The organism is Streptomyces milbemycinicus, assembly GCF_002154605.1.
In the GTDB taxonomy this organism is placed as follows: Bacteria; Actinomycetota; Actinomycetes; order Streptomycetales; family Streptomycetaceae; genus Streptomyces; species Streptomyces milbemycinicus.
In genome coordinates this window covers 1-17,642 of record NZ_MUNE01000260.1, presented here as the reverse complement: position 1 = coordinate 17,642, position 17,642 = coordinate 1, and the positions used below count along the sequence as shown (strand labels likewise).

The 17,642-nt window shown below is 72.9% G+C and carries 14 protein-coding genes; 7 read left to right on the top strand and 7 right to left on the bottom strand.

Going from position 1 to position 17,642, the window contains the following annotated elements; all coding sequences use genetic code 11:
- A partial coding sequence (locus CCN51_RS21370; RefSeq protein ID WP_143675865.1) for a type 2 lanthipeptide synthetase LanM family protein occupies nucleotides 1-2,158 on the top strand: 2,158 nt, incomplete at its 5' end.
- Here CCN51_RS21370 and CCN51_RS21365 read toward each other — a convergent pair.
- Complete coding sequence (locus tag CCN51_RS21365) at nucleotides 2,115-2,453, bottom strand: GNAT family N-acetyltransferase (RefSeq protein ID WP_043488159.1); 339 nt, start codon at nucleotides 2,451-2,453, stop codon at nucleotides 2,115-2,117. The two genes, CCN51_RS21370 and CCN51_RS21365, sit on opposite strands and share 44 nt — an antisense overlap.
- Before the next feature lie 228 nt (nucleotides 2,454-2,681).
- On the opposite strand from CCN51_RS21365, the gene CCN51_RS21360 reads away from it, so the two are divergent.
- On the top strand, nucleotides 2,682-3,554 hold the full coding sequence (locus tag CCN51_RS21360) for a LysR family transcriptional regulator (protein ID WP_014181727.1): 873 nt from the start codon (nucleotides 2,682-2,684) through the stop codon (nucleotides 3,552-3,554).
- Nucleotides 3,555-3,657: 103 nt separating this feature from the next.
- Here CCN51_RS21360 and CCN51_RS21355 read toward each other — a convergent pair whose 3' ends face one another.
- Nucleotides 3,658-4,905 (bottom strand): MFS transporter, encoded by a 1,248-nt coding sequence (locus tag CCN51_RS21355; protein WP_014181728.1) that lies wholly within the window; start codon nucleotides 4,903-4,905, stop codon nucleotides 3,658-3,660.
- Nucleotides 4,906-5,272: 367 nt separating this feature from the next.
- Between CCN51_RS21355 and CCN51_RS21350 the strand changes: the two genes are divergently transcribed.
- Nucleotides 5,273-6,415, top strand: coding sequence for a low temperature requirement protein A (locus CCN51_RS21350; protein WP_055414353.1), 1,143 nt, complete (start codon nucleotides 5,273-5,275; stop codon nucleotides 6,413-6,415).
- A 104-nt stretch (nucleotides 6,416-6,519) separates the two neighbouring features.
- On the opposite strand, the gene CCN51_RS21345 is transcribed toward CCN51_RS21350, so the two are convergent.
- Together CCN51_RS21345 and CCN51_RS21340 are read right to left on the bottom strand one after the other, a co-directional pair.
- Nucleotides 6,520-7,242 (bottom strand): alpha/beta fold hydrolase, encoded by a 723-nt coding sequence (locus CCN51_RS21345; RefSeq protein ID WP_014181731.1) that lies wholly within the window; start codon nucleotides 7,240-7,242, stop codon nucleotides 6,520-6,522.
- A 14-nt stretch (nucleotides 7,243-7,256) separates the two neighbouring features.
- Nucleotides 7,257-8,228, bottom strand: coding sequence for an alpha/beta hydrolase (locus CCN51_RS21340; RefSeq protein ID WP_014181732.1), 972 nt, complete (start codon nucleotides 8,226-8,228; stop codon nucleotides 7,257-7,259).
- 276 nt (nucleotides 8,229-8,504) lie between these two features.
- Between CCN51_RS21340 and CCN51_RS21335 the strand changes: the two genes are divergently transcribed.
- From CCN51_RS21335 to CCN51_RS21320, 4 genes are all read left to right on the top strand, one after another.
- Nucleotides 8,505-10,385 (top strand): amidohydrolase, encoded by a 1,881-nt coding sequence (locus CCN51_RS21335; RefSeq protein WP_043488163.1) that lies wholly within the window; start codon nucleotides 8,505-8,507, stop codon nucleotides 10,383-10,385.
- Between the two features lie 68 nt (nucleotides 10,386-10,453).
- The gene (locus CCN51_RS21330; protein WP_014181734.1) at nucleotides 10,454-11,116 is read left to right on the top strand and encodes a hydrolase; all 663 of its coding nucleotides are present in this window, start codon (nucleotides 10,454-10,456) and stop codon (nucleotides 11,114-11,116) included.
- Nucleotides 11,117-11,171: 55 nt separating this feature from the next.
- The gene (locus CCN51_RS21325; RefSeq protein ID WP_014181735.1) at nucleotides 11,172-11,693 is read left to right on the top strand and encodes a DoxX family protein; all 522 of its coding nucleotides are present in this window, start codon (nucleotides 11,172-11,174) and stop codon (nucleotides 11,691-11,693) included.
- Nucleotides 11,674-12,411 carry a YoaK family protein gene (locus CCN51_RS21320; RefSeq protein WP_043488166.1) on the top strand — a complete coding sequence of 246 codons (738 nt, stop codon included), beginning with the start codon at nucleotides 11,674-11,676 and terminating at the stop codon, nucleotides 12,409-12,411. The genes CCN51_RS21325 and CCN51_RS21320 overlap by 20 nt, the downstream gene beginning before the upstream one ends.
- A gap of 10 nt (nucleotides 12,412-12,421) precedes the next feature.
- On the opposite strand, the gene CCN51_RS21315 is transcribed toward CCN51_RS21320, so the two are convergent.
- The 3 genes from CCN51_RS21315 to CCN51_RS21305 all read right to left on the bottom strand — a co-directional run.
- The gene (locus CCN51_RS21315; protein ID WP_245881661.1) at nucleotides 12,422-13,420 is read right to left on the bottom strand and encodes a helix-turn-helix domain-containing protein; all 999 of its coding nucleotides are present in this window, start codon (nucleotides 13,418-13,420) and stop codon (nucleotides 12,422-12,424) included.
- Nucleotides 13,421-13,539: 119 nt separating this feature from the next.
- Complete coding sequence (locus CCN51_RS21310; protein WP_014181739.1) at nucleotides 13,540-15,447, bottom strand: AfsR/SARP family transcriptional regulator; 1,908 nt, start codon at nucleotides 15,445-15,447, stop codon at nucleotides 13,540-13,542.
- A gap of 159 nt (nucleotides 15,448-15,606) precedes the next feature.
- A partial coding sequence (locus tag CCN51_RS21305) for a tetratricopeptide repeat protein (RefSeq protein WP_107426028.1) occupies nucleotides 15,607-17,642 on the bottom strand: 2,036 nt, incomplete at its 5' end.

The window sequence follows — 17,642 nt, the reverse complement described above, 5'->3', positions numbered from 1 at the left end:
CCGCGCCCCCGAGCGCGCGGGAGACGGCGGGGGTAAGGGGGAGCCGGAGGAACCGGCCCTCGTCGCGCTGCGCGAGTCGGTACGGGCCACCGCGCTGCTGCCCACCAAAGTGGTGCTGGACCGGGCCGCGGCGGGCGCGCCCGCCGCGGACTACAGCGGGCTGAACGGGGCCCGGGACCAGCCGTCGGTCGTGCCGGTGCCCGTCGAGAAGAACCCGGGCACCGACGAGGTGCACATCGTGTGGGAACACGTGACCACCGCGGGCGGGGAGAACCGGCCGCGGCTGCCCGACGGCACACCCGCCGACCCCGCGGACCACACCCCCGACGTGCTGGCAGGTTTCCGCTTCGGCTACGACTGGATCAGCGCCCGGCGCGCGGAACTCCTGGCCCCCGGCGGCCTGGTGGCCGGCTTCGCCGGCACACCGGTGCGCTTTCTGCCGCGGGCGAGCTTCGTCTACGCCAAGGTGCTCGCCGAGAGCACCCACCCGGACTTTCTGCGGGACGCGCTGGAACGGGAGCGCAGTACGGCACGGCTGTGCGCGGGGCGGTACGCGGGGGCCGCGGGCGAGGCGGTCGTACGCGCCGAGATGGACGCGGTGCTGCGCGGGGACATCCCGCTGTTCGAGGCGTTGCCCGGGGCGCGGAAGCTGCTGCTCGACGACGGGCGGGCGGTGCCCGGGTTCTTCCCCGAACCGGCGCTCGCCGCGGTGCGCCGCCGTATCGAGGCCATGGGCCCCGAGGACCGGGAGTTCCAGGAGCGGATCATCGCCGGGTCCTTCGTCGGCAGCGTCGATATGAGCCTGCTGGAGGAGCGGCCCGCCACGGTCCCCGGCCCGGCAAGGCCGCGGACCCGCAGCGCCGACACCGAAGAACTCATCGCCGCCGCCACCGCGATCGGCGACCGGGTACGACACCTCGCCATCGCCCGGGACGGGCGGGTCGGCTGGGTCGCACCGCAGCCGGTGGCGCACGGGGTCTGGGACCTCGCCCCGCTCGGCCAGGACCTCTACTCGGGCTTGTCCGGCATCGGTCTCTTCCTCGCCCGGCTGGGCCGGATCAGCGGCCACCGGCGTTTCACGCAGCCGGCGTTGGACGTCGCCGACGAGGTGGTCCGCCGGGTGCACGCACACGCCGCGGCACACGCCCCCGGCGGCTGGGGGAGCGGCGGGGACACGGACATCGGGGCGTTCGGCGGCTGGATGGGGCCGCTGTACTTCCTGGCGCACCTCGACCGGCTGCTGGGCGGCACACCGCATCTGGCCGCGGTGCGCGAGCCCGTGCTGTCCGCCGCGGAACGGGCCCTGAGCGGCATCAAGGCGTTCGACGTCGTGGCCGGCTCGGCGGGCTGTGCCCTGGCCCTGCTCAGCCTGATCGACGCCGGAGGCGACCCCGACGGCCGAGCGGCGGCCCTCGCCCGCGCCACCGCCCGCCACCTGGTCACCGGCGCCGTCCCCGGTGCTGCCGGGACCGCTCTGACCTGGGAACACCACCAGATCGACAGCACCCGGCCGCTCACCGGCCTCGCCCATGGAACGGCGGGTATCGTGACCGCCCTGGCCCGGCTGCACCCCCTCGCGCCCGACGAGGGCTGCGCCGAGGCGGTGGCCGGCGGGCTGGCGTACGAGACGGAGGTGTACGACGCCGAGGCGGGGAACTGGCCCGACTTCCGCGCCGAGGCCGTGTCACCCTTCCGGTCGCTGTGGTGTCACGGTGCCGCGGGCATCGCCATGTCCCGGCTCGATCTGATCGGCAGGCCCGGGACCGCCGGCCGGGAGGAGGAGCTGGCCGCCCAGGCGATGGCGGCCCTGCGGTTCGACGACACCGGCCCTCACCGGCTCATGGGCCGGGGCAGCGACAGTATGTGCCACGGCGACCTCGGCAACCTCGAACTCGTCCTGCTGGCCGAGCGGAGCGGCAGGTCGGAGCCCGGCGGGCTGATGCGGCTGCTCGGACAGAAGCTCGACACCGCCGCGGAGCGCGGCTGGGTGTGCGGTTCGCCGACCCGCAGCGAGACACCGGGCCTGCTGACGGGCCTCTCGGGGGTGGGACACCAACTGCTGCGCTTCGCCTGCCCGGACCAGGTGCCCTCGGTCCTGCTGCTGCACCCGCCGGTCAGCGCAGCGCCGTACGGAGCCACCGCAGGTCGTCCTGGGTGACGGGGTCGGCGATGTCGTCGAACTCGGTGTGCTTCTTCAGGAACTTCGCCACGTAGGGGCAGATGGGCACGGCGCGCAGCCCGCTGTCGCGCACATCGGTCAGCGCCTGCTGGACGAGGAGGGAGGCGAGGCCCTGCCCGGCGAAGGCGTCGTCGATCTCGGTGTGGAAGAAGACACGCTGCTCGCCGCGGTCGCGGTATTCCGTGAAGCCGGCGAGCTGCCCGTCGACCAGGATCTCGTAGCGGTGCTTGTGGTCCTCTCGGCTGACCACGGGGGCGGCGGCAGGCTGTGTCATCGTGTTCCGTTCGGCGAAGGCGGTACGGGGCTCATGCCCCAGGTCAACCTAACCCGCCGGACGGGGGCGGTATGCCGACGGGCGCACGGGGCCTTGCCCGACAGCGCACCGGCGACGGCGTCGTTACGGCCACCCCGGGGCGCGGCTGATCCTGCCGTGCGATGATCGAGGAGTGTGCTGATCTCGTCAAGAGATGACCCGCAATAGCTCGTCCGTCGGGGAGTGGAAATGGATCTGCGGCAGATGGAGGTCGTCGTCGCGGTCGCCGAGGAAGGCGGGTTCACCGCGGCGGCGCGGCGGCTGCATGTGGTGCAGTCGGCGGTGTCCGGTACGGTCCGCGCGCTGGAGAAGGAGATGGGGACCCGGCTCTTCGACCGCACCACGCACCGGGTCGCCCTCACCCCCGCCGGTGAGGCGTTCGTGCCCGCGGCCCGCGCGGCGCTACGGGCGGCGGAGCAGGCACGGGCGGCGGTCGACGTGGCGCGGGGCGAGCTGCGGGGGCAGGTCACGGTCGGCACGATGCAGGGCGTCTGGGTCGGGCTGCACCGTGCGCTGGCCCGGCTGCGGGCGGAACACCCACGGGTGGTGGTCCGGCTCCGGCAGGGGCCGGTGGCCGATATCCGGGAGGCGCTGCGCGACGGCTCGGTGGACCTGGCCGTGGTGGCCCTCGACCGCCAGCAGCAGCGGGGGTTGCTGGTCCGGCCGCTGGTGCGCGAGGAGATGGTGCTCGCGGCCTCGCCGGTACGCGGCTTCGCCCAGGACGACCAGGTCACCTTCGCCGAGGCCGCCCGGATGCCGTTCATCGACTTCACGCCCGGCTGGGCGATCCGCTCCGCGGTGGACCGGGCCTTCCGGGCCGCCCTGGTCGAGCGCGTCCCGGCCTTCGAGGTCAACGACATCGTCGCGGCGTCCGAACTGGTCAGGCACGACCTCGGGGTGTGCGTCATACCGGAGTCGATCGCCGTTCGCTTCCCCGACCTGGCGCTGCGCCGATTCGTCCGGAACCCGCCGCGCTGGCACGTCATGGTGGTGCGGCCCCGGGGCGAGACGCCACCGGCGACCGCCGCGCTGCTGCGCCACATCACGCCCACAGCCGCATGACCCGAGCGCCGACGGCCGCAGGCAGCGTGCAGATGGCGAGCAGCCCGCGAGCGCCGACCCCGTCCCCGGGTGTCGGCGCTCGCGTATGGGCCGGTGTGCGCCATCAGTGGGCGGCGCGCCGGGCCCTCCGGTGCTCCGTGGTCCAGTAGAGCAGGGCCAGGACGGGCAGGACGGCCCCGAGCGCGGCCACCGCGGTCCAGCCACCCGCGCGGTAGGCGAGGGAACCGAGCTGCGATCCGAGCGCGCCCCCGGCGAAGAAGATGGCGATGAAGGCGCTGTTGAGGCGGGCGCGGGCGGCCGGGTCCAGCCGGTAGATGGTGTGCTGGCCGAGGATGAGGGTGGTCTGCACGGCCATGTCGAGCAGGATCGCGGCCAGCGCGATCAGGACGATGCTGTGCTGGCCGAAGCCGGCGACCGCGGAGGCGAGCGCCGCGACGGCGAAGGCGGCACCGGACATCGGCCGTGCCAGCCCGCGGTCGGCCCAGCGTCCGGCCAGCGGTGCCACGGCCGCACCCGCGGCGCCGACCAGGGCGAAGATCCCCACGCCGATCGCGGAGTAGTGGAACTCCGGGCCGGTGAGTACGAACGAGACCGTGGTCCAGAAGGCGCTGAACGCACCGAACATCGCGGCCTGGTACAGCCCCCGGCGCAGCAGCACCGGGTGGGTGCGCACCAGCCGGACGGTGGAGCGGAGCACATGGTGGTACGGGGCGCCGGTGGTCGGGGCGTGCTCGGGCAGGGCCCGGTACAGGGCCACGGCCAGCAGCGCCATCAGGACCGCCGAGCCCAGGTAGACCACCCGCCACCCGGCCACATCGGAGACCAGGCTGCTGAGTGTGCGGGAGAGCAGGATGCCGGTGAGCAGTCCGCTCATCACCCGGCCCACGATCCGGCCCCGGGCGTGGTCGGGGGCCAGGCTCGCGGCGAACGGGACCAGGATCTGGGCCACCACCGAGGTGGCCCCGCTGACCAGGGACGCGATCAGCAGCACTGGGAAGCTGGCCGCCGTACCGGCGACGAGCAGGGCGACCGTGGTGACCGCCAGCAGGACGGTGACGAGCCGGCGCTTCTCGAACCGGTCGCCGAGCGGGACCAGGAAGAGCATGCCCACCACATAGCCGATCTGGGTGAGCGTGATCAGCCCGCCCGCGGTGGCGGTGTCGATGTGGAAGACACCGCTCAGCGAGGCCAGCAGAGGCTGGGCGTAGTAGAGGTTGGCGGCCGTCAGGCCGGTGCCGACGGCCAGCAGCGCCACCAGCCACCCCGGGACACCGGATCCGGCCCGCGCGGGCGCGGCGCGGTGTACGGGGGGAGTGGTCGGGTGGGAGGAACGGAGCCGGGTGATGGTCATGGGCTCGGACACCTTCTCGGACGGGGCTTCGCGGTGGTGGAGCGACTGCTTCGGCGCTCGCACGGGTGCAAGCGCTCGGCAGGCGTCGGATGCTTCCCCCGTCGCGGCGATGATCCGGGACAACTGTTATCAGCAGCAGAGATGAATGACCGTGGCCGTGTCCTGGCCGGGGCCGCCTTGGCGGGGTCCGCGGGCGGCGAAGTACTGTACGACCTGGGTCGCCGTCATCGCGGAGGTGCCCGTCGAGCGACTCAGGAACCTGATCTATGCGAATCCCACCGTCCACCGGACCGTCGAAGCCGCCCGCGCGGCCCCGGAACGACCGGCCAGCCATGACCCCCTGGACAGCCGCGTGAAGGCGCCGTCCATGCGGGCTCGTGACCCGCGCGAGAAGCACCGCGTGGCGACATCACTGGAGCTGCTCTTCGACCTGTGCTTCGTGGTCGCCGTGAGCCAGGCCTCCTTCAGCCTCCACCACGCGGTCACCAGCGGCCACTATGCGTCGGGCGTCCTGCACTACCTGATCGTCTTCTTCAGCGTGTGGTGGGCGTGGATGAACTTCACGTGGTTCGCCTCCGCCTACGACCCGCAGGACACCCCGTACCGGCTGATGGTGTTCGTCCAGATCACCGGATCGCTGATCCTCGCGGCCGGTGTGCGGCGGGCGTTCGAGGGGGACGACCTCAGCGTCATCACCCTGGGGTACGTCGTGATGCGCACCGCGCTCGCCGGGCTGTGGCTGCGCGCCTCGCGGGCCGACCCGGAACGGCGCCGGACCACCCTGCGCTTCGCCTGTGGAGTGGTGGCCTGTCAGATCGGCTGGGTGACCATGTTGTTCCTGCCGGACGCGGTGCATGCGCCGGGCATCGCGGTGCTGGTGGTGGCGGAGGTGGCCGTACCGGTGTGGGCGCAGTCCGCCGGGATGACCCCCTGGCATCCGCGCCACATCGCCGAGCGCTACGAACTGTTCACGCTGATCGTGCTCGGCGAGTCCGTCGCCTCCGCCACGGCCGCGGTCCGCACCGCCTTCGACGAACACCCCACCGGGGCGCTGTACGCGGTGGCGGCGGGCGGACTGCTCATGGTCTTCGCCATGTGGTGGCTGTACTTCGCCCGCCCCGCGCACACCCTGCTCGCCACCACGCACCAGGCCCCCGGCAGACGATTCCGGTGGGCGTACGGGCACTACCTGATCTTCGGTTCGGCGGCGGCCATCGGGGCGGGCCTGGGGGTGAGCGCCGACCAGGTCACCCACCGCACGGGCGTGCCCTCGCAGGTCGCCGGTGCCATGGTGGCCGTCCCGGCGGCCGTGTTCCTGCTCACCGTATGGGCGCTGCATCTGCGGCCCCACCAGCAGTGTGCCGGCGAGTCGGTGCCCTTCCTCGTCGCCGCCGCCCTCGTTCTGCTGACCGTGTTCTCCCCGGTGCCGGCCCTGGCCACGGGGATCGTACTGGCGGTGCTGGCCGCGGTCGTCACGGTGACCCGCGGCGGCCGGCCGGCGGCCGACTGAGCCGCCGCGGCCACCCGCCGTCAGCCAAGCCGCAACAGCGGCAAGCCCGGCCGGGGCGCTCCCCGGCCGGGCTTGCTGCTGTTGTGAGGCCCAGTCCAGAGGCGTCAGCCCGTCGCGCGGACGGCGTCGAGGATGAGGTCCGCGACGGCCTTCGGCTGGGACACCGCGACGGCGTGCGAGGCCCCTTCGACCTCGACGACGTTCGCCCCCGCCCGCTGCGCCGCGAAGCGCTGCACCTCGGGGTTGATGGCCTGGTCCGCGTCGGCCACCAGCGCCCAGGAGGGCTTGGTCCGCCAAGCGGTGGCCCGGGCCGGCTCATCGAACGCCGCCGCGGCGAGCGGGCGCTGCGCCACCGCCAGGACCTTGGTGACCTCCTTGGGTACGTCGGCGGCGAACACCGACGGGAAGGCCTCGGGCACGATGGTGAGCTCCACCGCGGGCTCGGCGCCCTCGACCGGGAAGGTCGCGGGGCGCAGGTTGTCCGCCAGCGGCGGTGCCGGGAAGCGCCCCTGCAACTCGCCGAGGCTCTCCCCCTCCTCCAGGACGTACGCGGCGACGAACACCAGCCCGACGACGTTCTCGGCGGCCCCGGCGACGGTGATGATCGCACCGCCGTAGGAGTGGCCGACCAGGATGACGGGGCCGTCGATCTGGGCGGCGACGGAGGCGACGTACGCGGCGTCGGACGCGAGTCCCCGCAGCGGGTTGGGCGGCGCCACCACGGACACACCGTGGCTCTGCAGCTCGCGGATGACGCCGGACCAGCTGCCCGCGTCGGCGAACGCACCGTGGACCAGAAGAACGGTCGGGGCGGTAGGCGAGGTCATATCAGATCTCCTTCTCAGCGCTCGTTGAGCGCGGCGCCCAGCGTGTCCGCGGCCAGCTTGATGGCGGCCTCCGCCGCATGGGTCTCACGCAGGGCGTTGAGCATGACGAAGTCGTGGATGATGCCCTGGAAACGCACGGCGGTGACCGGGACACCGGCCTCACGGAGCTTGTTGGCGTACGCCTCGCCCTCGTCCCGGAGAACATCCGCCTCGCCGGTGATGACCAGGGCCGGAGGCAGACCGGTGAGCTGCTCCGTGGTGGCGCGCAGCGGGGAGGCGGTGATCTCGGCCCGCTGCGCCTCGTCGGTGGTGTACTGGTCCCAGAACCACTGCATGCCGTCCCGGCGCAGGAAGTATCCGGTGGCGAACTGGTGGTACGAGTTGGTGTCGAAGTTCGCGTCGGTGACCGGGTAGAACAGCACCTGCTGGACCAGCGGCACATCGCCGCGCTCCTTGGCCATCAAGGTCAGCGCCGCGCTCATGTTGCCGCCGACGGAGTCCCCGGCGACGGCCAGACGGGTGCCGTCAAGACCCTTGGACGCGCCCTCCCGGACCACCCACTGGGCGACCGCGTAGTTCTGCTCGATGGCCACCGGGTACCGGGCCTCCGGCGACAGGTCGTACTCGGGGAAGACCACGGCCGCGCCCGCGCCGACGGCGAGTTCGCGCACCAGGCGGTCATGGGTGTGGGCGTTGCCGAACACCCAACCGGCACCGTGGATGTACAGGATCACCGGCAGTTCCCCGGTGGCACCCGCCGGCTTGACGATCCGGGCCCGGACACTGCCCGTCGGACCACCGGCCACGGTGATCCACTCCTCCTCCACCTCCGGCTTGTCGATCTCGCCGGACTGCACCTCGTCGACCGCCGCCCGGCCCTCCGCCGGGGGCAGATCGAAGAGGAACGGCGGCTTGGCGGTGGCTTCGGCGAAGGCGGCCGCGGCCGGCTCCAGGACGGGCTGGACCGGCACGAAGGCGTCGGACATGTGGGGCTCCCGAGTGGTGCGGGGATACGAATGGGAATTCCGGGAAGAAGGGGTAAATCTCCCGGTTGCTGTGGCCACCTTAGGTCGGCCGGCGGAAAACTCTTGCCCGTCAGCGCACCGGGTCTTTCCCCGCAGCGCCATTCGTGGGACGCGGCGCCGCGCCGTGCGCTGTCGGGCCGGAAGCAGTGCGCTGCCGGGCAATACGGGGGCGCCGACGAGCCCTAGTGTCCTGGGCGATCCCGACGTCGTTATTTGGAGTCTGCCGAGGTGCCCACGATGCCGGTCGGTGGCTTGGTTCCGCACGCCGCCGACGATGCCGCGGACCTGATCGTCCGCAATGCCAAGATCTACACCGGGGACAGCGGCCGCCCGCACGCCGGCGCCCTGGCCATCCGCGACGGCCTCGTCACGGCCGTCGGGGACGACGCGGAGGTCGCGCCGTTCGTCGGCCCGGCCACCACCGTGGTCGACGCGGTCGGCCGACGCGTGATCCCCGGGCTCAACGATGCCCATCTGCATGTGATCCGGGGAGGTCTCAACTATGTCCTCGAACTGCGCTGGGACGGTGTGCCCACGCTGCGTCAGGCCCTGGCGATGCTGCGGGAGCAGGCGGCCCGCACCCCCAAGGGGCAGTGGGTGCGGGTGGTGGGAGGGTGGTCGGCCGAGCAGTTCGCCGAACGGCGGCTGCCCACCCCCGCCGAGCTCAACGCCGCCGCACCGGACACCCCGGTCTTCGTCCTGCATCTGTACCAGTCGGCGATCCTGAACCGGGCGGCGCTGCGCGCCGTCGGCTACACCAAGGACACCCCCGACCCCCGCGGCGGCCAGATCGTACGGGGCAGGAACGGCGAGCCCAACGGGATGCTGCTGGCCGCCCCCAGCGCTCTGATCCTCTACTCCACGCTCGCCAAGGCCCCTACACTGGAGGGGGAGGACAAGAAGACCTCCACCCAGTACTTTCTGCGCGAGCTGAACCGCTTCGGGCTGACCTCCGCGATCGACGCCGCCGGAGGTTTCCAGAACTTCCCCGACAACTACGGCACGGTCACCGAACTCGCCAGGGACGGGCAGCTGACGCTGCGTATCGCCTACCACCTGTTCCCGCAGACCGCCGGTCAGGAGCTCGACGACCTCGCCCGCTGGATCGAGATGGTCCGCCCCGAGGACGGGGACGAGTGGCTGCGGCTGAACGGCGCGGGCGAGAACCTGACCTGGGCCGCCGCCGACTTCGAGAACTTCGCCGAGCCCCGCCCGGAACTGAGCGGCGATTACGAGGCCGGGTTCGAGAAGGCGGTACGGCTCCTCATGGGTCACGGCTGGGGTTTCCGGCTGCACGCCACCTACGACGAGACCATCAGGCGCGACCTGGCGGTGTTCGAGAAGCTTGCCGCCGAGGGGCTGTTCCCGGCCGGGAACAGATGGCTGTTCGACCATGCGGAGACCGTGTCCCCGGACAGCCTCGACCGTGTCGCGGCCCTCGGCGGGGCGATGTCCGTACAGAACCGGATGTCGTTCCAGGGCGAGGTGTTCGCGCGCCGGTACGGTCTCGGCGCCGCCGCGGAGGCCCCGCCGGTGCGGGCCATGCTGGCGCGCGGGCTGACCGTCGGCGCCGGCACCGACGCCACCCGGGTGTCCTCCTACAACCCCTGGGTCGCGCTGCACTGGCTGATCTCCGGCCGGACCCTGGGCGGGGTGGCCCTGCGGCCGCCGCAGAACCGGGTCGACCGGGAGACCGCACTGGCCATGTACACCCGGGCCGGCGCCGCGCTGACCGGCGAGGACGACGTCAAGGGCATCCTGCGGGAGGGCTTCTTCGGCGACCTCGCGATCCTGTCCGACGACTACTTCACCGTGCGGGAGGGGGACATCCCGCATATCGAGTCGCTGCTGACCGTCGTCGGCGGCCGGGTCGTCCACGCCGTGGCGGAGTACGAGGGCATGGCGGAGGAGATCCCGGCCGTCAGCCCCGAGTGGAGCCCGGTGGCGCACTTCGGCGGCCACTGGGCCACCGGGGGAGCCGGCGGCTCCGGTGCCCGTCAGGCGGAGCTGCTGGGAGAGGCCGCCGCGGAGTCGGAACTTCACTGGCAGTGGCGCGTCCAGCGGGGGCTCGCCGACGGGGGCCGTCCCGAGCCGTACGACCCCTGCTTCGTCCTCTGACGGTGTCTCACACCGTCCAACCCATAACAGCAGCCCAGAACTGCCCAGCATCGAGAAGGGAAACCACGATGGTCGACATCAACCAGGTCAGCGCCGTACCGAGCCCCGACCTGCTCACCCCGGACAACGCCGTGGTGCTGTTCGTGGACCACCAGCCGCAGATGTTCTTCGGCACCGGCAGCGGCGACCGCACCGCGATCATCAATGCCACCGTCGGCCTGGCCAAGGCCGCCAAGGTCTTCGATGTGCCGACGGTCCTGACCACGGTGGCCGCCGAGTCCTTCTCCGGCCCGGTCCTGCCGCAGCTGGCGGAGGTCTTCCCGGACGCCGAGATCATCGACCGTACCTCGATGAACGCCTGGGAGGACCCGGCGCTCGTCGAGGCGGTGAAGGCCACCGGCCGTACCAAGGTGGTCATCGCCGGGCTGTGGACCGAGGTCTGCCTGGTGCTGCCCGTGCTGTCCATGATCGCCCAGGGCTATGAGGTCTATGTCGTCTCCGACGCCTCCGGCGGTGTCACCCCCCAGGCCCACGAACACGCGATTCAGCGGATGATCCAGGCCGGCGCGGTGCCGGTGACCTGGGTGCAGGTGCTGCTGGAGCTGCAGCGCGACTGGGCGAGAACGGAGACCTACGGCCCCGTCACGGAGGTCGTCAAGGAGCACGCCGGCGCCTACGGCCTCGGTGTCTTCTACGCACAGTCCATGATCAACCCGCACGCGGCCGGCTGACCCCGACCCCCGACACCGGTCATAAGACCAGGACCAGGAACAGGAACCGAACACGATGGACACCGGACTGCTGATCCTCCGGGTGGTGGTGGGCCTGCTCATCGCCGGCCACGGAGTGCAGAAGGTGAGCTTCCGCCTCGGCGGCCACGGTCTGGCAGGGGGAATCGAGGAGTTCCGGCACGACGGCTTTCGTGGTGGTTCCCTCACCGCGCTCGCCGCGGGCGCCGGCCAGATCGGTTCGGGCCTGTTCCTGGCGCTCGGGGCGCTCACGCCGATGGCGGCCATGGTCGCCATCGGCGTGATGACCGTGGCGATCACCGTCAAGTGGCAGCACGGACTGTGGGTGCAGAACGACGGCTACGAGTACCCCTTGGTGCTGGTCGTCGTCTGCGCGGCGGTGTCCTTCACGGGCTCCGGCCGATGGTCCGCCGACCACGCGATCGGCCTGGACTGGCCGGTGTGGCTGTCCTCGGCGACGATCGCGCTCGGCCTGGCCAGCGGCCTGCTCACCCGTCTGGTCCTGCACCGTTCGACCACCGAAGAGAGGACGACCGCCGATGCGCGCACTGTTGACTGACGCGGCCCGCACCCTGGTACCGCCCCGCGCGGACCGGCACGGCCCGCTGCCGCCGCTGATGCTGACCCTGACGCTGGTCACCGGCATCGTCGACGCGGTGAGCTACCTGGGACTCGGGCATGTCTTCGTCGCCAACATGACGGGCAACGTGGTCTTCCTCGGCTTCGCCCTGACCGGTGCCCAGGGGCTCTCGGCCTCGGCGTCCCTCGTCTCGCTGGCCGTGTTCCTGACCGGCGCCCTGGCGGGAGGCCGGCTCGCGACCCGGCTGGTGGCACATCGCGGACGGCTGCTGGCCGTCGCCACGGGTGTTCAGACGGTCCTGTTCGGCGCGGCGGCGGCCACCGCGGCCGCGGCCGACGGCCGGGTCACCACCGGGGTCGAGTACGCCCTGATCGTGCTACTCGGCCTGGCCATGGGCCTGCAGAACGCCGTGGCCCGGCGTCTCGGCGTCCCCGACATGACCACCACCGTCCTCACTCTCACCCTGACCGGGCTCGCCGCCGACTCCACCCCGGCCGGCGGCGCGGCACCCCGGCCGGGCCGGCGGATCCTGTCCGTACTCGCGATGTTCCTCGGGGCCCTGATCGGCGCCCTGCTGGTGCTGCACACACATCTCGCGGCAGCCCTCGGACTGGCCCTGCTGCTGCTCCTGGTCACCGCGCTGGTCACGCACCGCGTCTCGACCGCCGACGCGCACTGGGCCCCGCCGACGAGCTGAGCGCCGCCGGTCAGCTCGCGGCGCCCTGCCATTCGCGGGGGGACATCCCGTACGTGGCCCGGAACACCCGGCTGAAGTGGGTCGGGCTGATGAACCCCCAGCGGCGGGCCACCGCCGCGATGGTCTGGCGCCCCCGGGCCAGGACCAGTTCGCGCTGGCACTCCTCCAGCCGGCGGCCCCGTATCCAGCGTCCGACCGTGGTGCCCTCGTCCCGGAAGAGCTTGTGCAGATAGCGCACCGAGATGTGGTGGGCGCGGGCGATGGCCTCCGGCGAGAGGTCGGGGTCGGAGAGGTGGTGGGTGATGAAGCGCTGGATCTTCAGCAGCAGCGCCCGGCGCGCATCCGCCATATCGGCGGTCGGCGGGGCGTGTTGCTCCATGACCAGGGTGGCCAGGAGAGCCAGCGCATTGCGGGCGACGGTCTCGCCGACCGCGGGGGCGGCGGAGGTCACCATCTCGGCCAGCTCGGACAGGAACGGCGACACGAGAGAGCCGAGCCGCGATGCGCCGCGGACGGGGGTTGCCGTGACCCGGCGCAGATCGTGTTTGCCGACGCCGAGCAGCTGCCGCGGCAGCAGGAAGATCTTCAGCCGGGCACCGGCGGGCATCAACAGGAGGTGGGGGAGTTCGGCGTCGTAGAAGAGGATGTCCCCCGGGCGCAGCAGCGTCTTCGGCCCAGCAGGCCCAGCAGGCCCAGCAGGCCCAGCAGGCCCAGCAGGCCCAGCAGGCCCGCCGTGCCGAAGGGAGCCACCGCCCGCGCCCCGCAGCCCCACGAAGTGATAGTCACCCGGGTCGTTTGCGACCAGACGGGGGCCGCGGCCCGGCGACTGGTCGGACAGGACCGATACGGCCGTCGCCGGATCCGACCGGCCGTCGCCGAGGGACATCCGCGGCGCGGCGTCCACGACGGCGATGTCCAGACCGACGGACGTCCAATACCGCGCGCCCTCATACCCGGCGACGGTTCCGGGGGTCTCCTCCCGCGGTTCCGCGGTGCGGCCGATTCCCACATGCGCCTCCACCGGCACCCGACGAATGGCCCTCGACCTCGGCTTTTGTCGCCGGGATGAGGGCCTTGTTCTCTTCGTGAGTGACCGTACAAGCGCAGTAAGTACAAAAAAGTGTCACTTCAGTGACCATCGTCGCCGAGCTCCGCGGCATAGGAGCGCAGCAGGTCGTGGACGGAGTACCGGCCGGGGCTCAGCTCGGCGACCAGGTGGGCCCGGGTGAGCTCGGCGAGCAGCCGAGCGCTTTCCTGAGTGCCGAGTCCGGCGAGTTCGGCCACGGCGGGCGCCGAGAGGTCGGGGCCGGGGTGGCCGGCGAGCAGCCGGAAGAGCCGGGCGGCGCCTGCCGACAGCGCGCGATACGACCAGGAGAAGACCGTGCTGACCTCGGCGGACCCTCTGGCGATGGCGTCCAGCCGGTCGTGGGCATCGCGCAGCTCGGCGGCCAAGGCGGACAGCCGGAAGCCGGGGTGTGCGGCCAGCCGGGCGGCGACGCAGGACAGGGCCAGCGGCAGTCCGGCGCACAGCTCGACGATCTCGGCCGCGGCCTGGGGCTCGGCCGCGACCCGGGCGGCCCCGAGCCGCGCGGCCAGCAACTCGCGCCCCTCTTCGGCGTCGAACCAGCACAGGCTCAGCGGATGCGCGCCGTGGTCGGCGACCAGCCCGGTCAGCGTGTCCCGGCTGGTGACGATCACCAGACAGCCGGGCGCCCCGGGCAGCAGCGGCCGCACCTGCTGGGTGTCCAGGGCGTTGTCCAGCAGAACGAGGAAGCGCCGCCCGGCCAGCAGGCTCCGGTACAGCGCGGTTTGGGCGTCCAGACCGTGCGGCACGCGGTGCCGCGGCACCCCGAGCGCGCACAGAAAGTCGCGGACGGCCTCCCCGGGGTCGAGGGCCGTGCCGGTGGGGTCGAATCCGCGCAGGTCGACATAGAACTGGCCGTCCGGGAAGCGGTCGGCCACCTGGTGGGCCCAGTGCACGGCCAGCGTGGTCTTGCCGACTCCGGCCATCCCCTCGATCACACTGATCACCGCCGTGTCGAGCGGCCGGCCCTCCTCCGGCAGCAGGGCGGACAGCTTCGCCAACTGGGCGCGCCGACCGGAGAAAATCGGCAGGTCCTGGGGCAGTTGGGCGGGCCGCGGTTCGGAGTACCCGACACCCGGCAGCGGGATCGCCGACAGCAGCCCGCCGTCCGCCGGCTCCCCGCCGAGCGCGGCCCCGGAGCCCGCGGCAGAGGCCGCGGCAGAGGCCGCGGCGGGGCGCGCGGCCGGACCGGACTCGCGCAGCACCGCCGCATGGGCGTCGGACAGCTCCCGCCCCGGGGTCAGACCCAGTTCGTCCGCGAGCCGGGCGACGGCGGCGCGGTGGGTCTCCAGCGCCTCGGCCCGCTGGCCGGTGGCCGCCAGGGCGAGCACCAGCCTGGCCAGCAGGGGTTCGTCCAGCGGGTTGGCCAGGGTGGCCTTCCGGAGCTCGTCCAGGACCGGGGCCGTCATCCCGGCGCGCAGCGCCGCGTCCGCCAGCTCCTTCACGGCCGCGAGGTGTTCCCGGTCGAGTACGTCGAGCAAGGCGCGCGCCCGTATCTCGACGGACACATCGGCGCCGGCCGGCCCCTTCCAGAGCGCCAGCGCCTCGGTGAGCAGCGTCACGGCCCGCCCGGGGGACCGGTCGGCGGCCTCGTCGGCCTGCTCGCGCAGCTGACGGAAGCGGAGGAGATCCAGCGAGTCCGCGTCGACGGCGATCCGGTAGCCGGCCGCCTCGCGCAGCAGCCAGTGACCGGGCGCCCTCAGGGGCAGCCCGGGTTCCAGGGTGCGGCGCAGGATTCCGATGTGCCGGCGGACGACGTTGACGGCGCTGCCGGGCGGATCCTCGCCCCACAGGGCGTCCACGATCTCGCTCAGCCCGACGGGCCGCCCCGCCCGCGCGAGCAACAGGCCCAGCAATACGCGCTGTTGGGGGCGCCCCAGGTCCAGCTCTGCCCCGGCCCGCCAGGCCCGTATGGGCCCCAGCACCGCGAACCGTACAGATTCCCGCGACACCCTCGCTCCTCACATACCCTCAGCGCGTGGATACGGCGGCAAATAGTACAGGGCTGCCCGTAAAACGGGCGCAGTCGTACGGGCCCCCGGCGCAGGCCCGGCCGAGGGGCGGCAGCGGGCGACAGCGGGCGACAGCGCCTCGGCCGGTGATCCGCCGGGTCACCCCCGGTGCGCCTCGCCGCCCGGGGCCAGGCGCGCGCTCACCTTCCCGGCGTCGGGGTGTTCCAGCCCGTTGAGCAGCGTCAATGCCTCCCGCCAGGCGGCTCGGGCGGACTCGGAGTCGCCCAGCGCGCTGTGCACGTCCCCGAGGTCGGTCAGCGTCTGGGCCTCCATATAGGGCACGCCCAGCTCCTGGTACAGCTCGAGGGCGTCGCCGTACGCGCCGAGGGCGCGCGTATGGCGGCCGACCTGCTGATGGATGTAGCCGATGCTGTGCCAGGCCGCGGCCTCGCCGTAGCGGTCGCCGTACTCCCGTAGCACCGGCAGCGCCGTGCGGCAGTGGCTGAAGGCGAGGTCGTACTCGCCGAGCAGGGCGTGGTACCAGGCCACCGAGGCCAGGACGCTCGCCCACGCGGGCCGGTCCTCGGCCGACCGCAGCAGCTCCAGCGCCTGCTGGTTGTGGCGCAGGGCCCCGCGGAGATCGCCCAGTTGCTCGGCGGTCCAGCCGAGACTGCGGTGGGTGTTGCCCCGCCCGACGTCGTCGCCGAGCTCCGTGAAGAGGTGCAGGGCGCGTTCGAGATGCGTACGGGTCTCGTCATGCCGGCCGAGGCGGCCCTCGACGCGGGCGAGGGCCCGCAGGGCGCGGGCCTCCATGGCTGGCAGGCCCGTCCGCAGAGCGGCTCCCAGGGCGGTGCGCTGGACCGTGGCCCAGTCGTGCCAGTGGCCCCGGCGGTCGAAGAAGGCCTCCAGGGCCCAGGCCGACTGGCAGGCGTGGATGTCGAATCCGCCTCGCACCGCGACGTCCACCGCCAGCAGCAGCGCCGGGTACTCGGCGGTGAGCCAGTCCAGTGCCCGCTCGGCGGAGGAGAAGGACTCGAGGGTCACCCCGGGCCGCGGCGGCGCGGGAGGGACCGGGTCCAGGTGCGGGGCGAGCAGCAGATCCGCGGCGTGGGCGGCGTGCGCATAGTGGTCGAGCAGCCGGTGGACAGCCGCCCGCCGCTCGTCCTGCGAGTCCTGGGCCCGCGCCAGCTCCCGGGAGTAGGCGCGCAGCAGGTCGTGCAGCACGTACCGGCCGGGAGCGTGCTCGCCGATCAGCTGCACCTGGGTGAGCTCGGCCAGCAACGGCCATGTCTCGCGCAGCGGAAGGCCGACCAGACTGGCCGCCGCCGCGGCGGAGATGTCCGGTCCGGCCTGCAGGCCGAGCACCCGGAACAGCCGGGCGGCGGCGGGGGAGATGGCGCGGCAGGACCAGGAGAACACCGCGCCGACATCGGTGGACACCTCACCGCCCGCGAACCCCTCGAGGCTTTCCCGGGTCTCCCGCAGCTCGTCGGCCACGACCGACAGCGGAACGTCGGGACTCAGCGCCGCGCGGGCGGCGACGCAGGCCAGGGCCAGCGGCAGCCCGGCGCACCGTTCGGCGATCTCCGCGACGGCTCCCGGGGCATCCGACACCCGGTCGTCCCCGAGCCGGCGGGCCAGGAACTCCCGGGCCTCGTCCACATCGAGCGGCCGCAGGCTCAGCGCATGGGCGCCGTACGCCGCCAGCAGCCCGTGCATCTGGTTGCGGCTGGTGACGATCGTGAGGCAGCCGGGCGAGCCGGGCAGCAGCGGCCGCACCTGATCCGTGCCGGCGGCGTTGTCCAGCAGCACCAGGACCCGGCGGCCGGCCAGCAGGCTGCGGTAGAGCGCGGCCTGGGCATCCAGGCCGTTCGGGATGTGCTGCGGCGGCACACCCAGGGCGTCGAGAAAGCCGCGTACGGCCTCCCCGGGGGTCATGGCGGGCCCCGTCGGGTCGAATCCGCGCAGGTTGACGTAGAGCTGCCCGTCGGGGAAGCGGCCGGCGACCTGATGGGCCCAGTGCACGGCCAGGGTGGTCTTGCCGATCCCGGCCATCCCGCCGATGGCGCTGATCAGCACCGTGGAGGTGTCCTGCCCCGCCCCCGGCAGCCGGGCCAGCACCTCCGCCATTTCCGTTCTGCGGCCGGTGAACACCGGCAGATCCGGCGGGAGCTGGGCGGGGCAGGACACCTCCA

Excerpts from the sequence above, each read along its gene's own strand:
- CCN51_RS21350 (WP_055414353.1), top strand. The coding sequence starts at position 5,273 with ATGCGGGCTCGTGACCCGCGCGAGAAGCACCGCGTGGCGACATCACTG.
- CCN51_RS21340 (WP_014181732.1), bottom strand. The coding sequence starts at position 8,228 with ATGTCCGACGCCTTCGTGCCGGTCCAGCCCGTCCTGGAGCCGGCCGCG.
- CCN51_RS21330 (WP_014181734.1), top strand. The coding sequence starts at position 10,454 with ATGGTCGACATCAACCAGGTCAGCGCCGTACCGAGCCCCGACCTGCTC.
- CCN51_RS21365 (WP_043488159.1), bottom strand. The coding sequence starts at position 2,453 with ATGACACAGCCTGCCGCCGCCCCCGTGGTCAGCCGAGAGGACCACAAG.
- CCN51_RS21345 (WP_014181731.1), bottom strand. The coding sequence starts at position 7,242 with ATGACCTCGCCTACCGCCCCGACCGTTCTTCTGGTCCACGGTGCGTTC.
- CCN51_RS21360 (WP_014181727.1), top strand. The coding sequence starts at position 2,682 with ATGGATCTGCGGCAGATGGAGGTCGTCGTCGCGGTCGCCGAGGAAGGC.
- CCN51_RS21325 (WP_014181735.1), top strand. The coding sequence starts at position 11,172 with ATGGACACCGGACTGCTGATCCTCCGGGTGGTGGTGGGCCTGCTCATC.
- CCN51_RS21335 (WP_043488163.1), top strand. The coding sequence starts at position 8,505 with ATGCCGGTCGGTGGCTTGGTTCCGCACGCCGCCGACGATGCCGCGGAC.
- CCN51_RS21355 (WP_014181728.1), bottom strand. The coding sequence starts at position 4,905 with ATGACCATCACCCGGCTCCGTTCCTCCCACCCGACCACTCCCCCCGTA.
- CCN51_RS21320 (WP_043488166.1), top strand. The coding sequence starts at position 11,674 with ATGCGCGCACTGTTGACTGACGCGGCCCGCACCCTGGTACCGCCCCGC.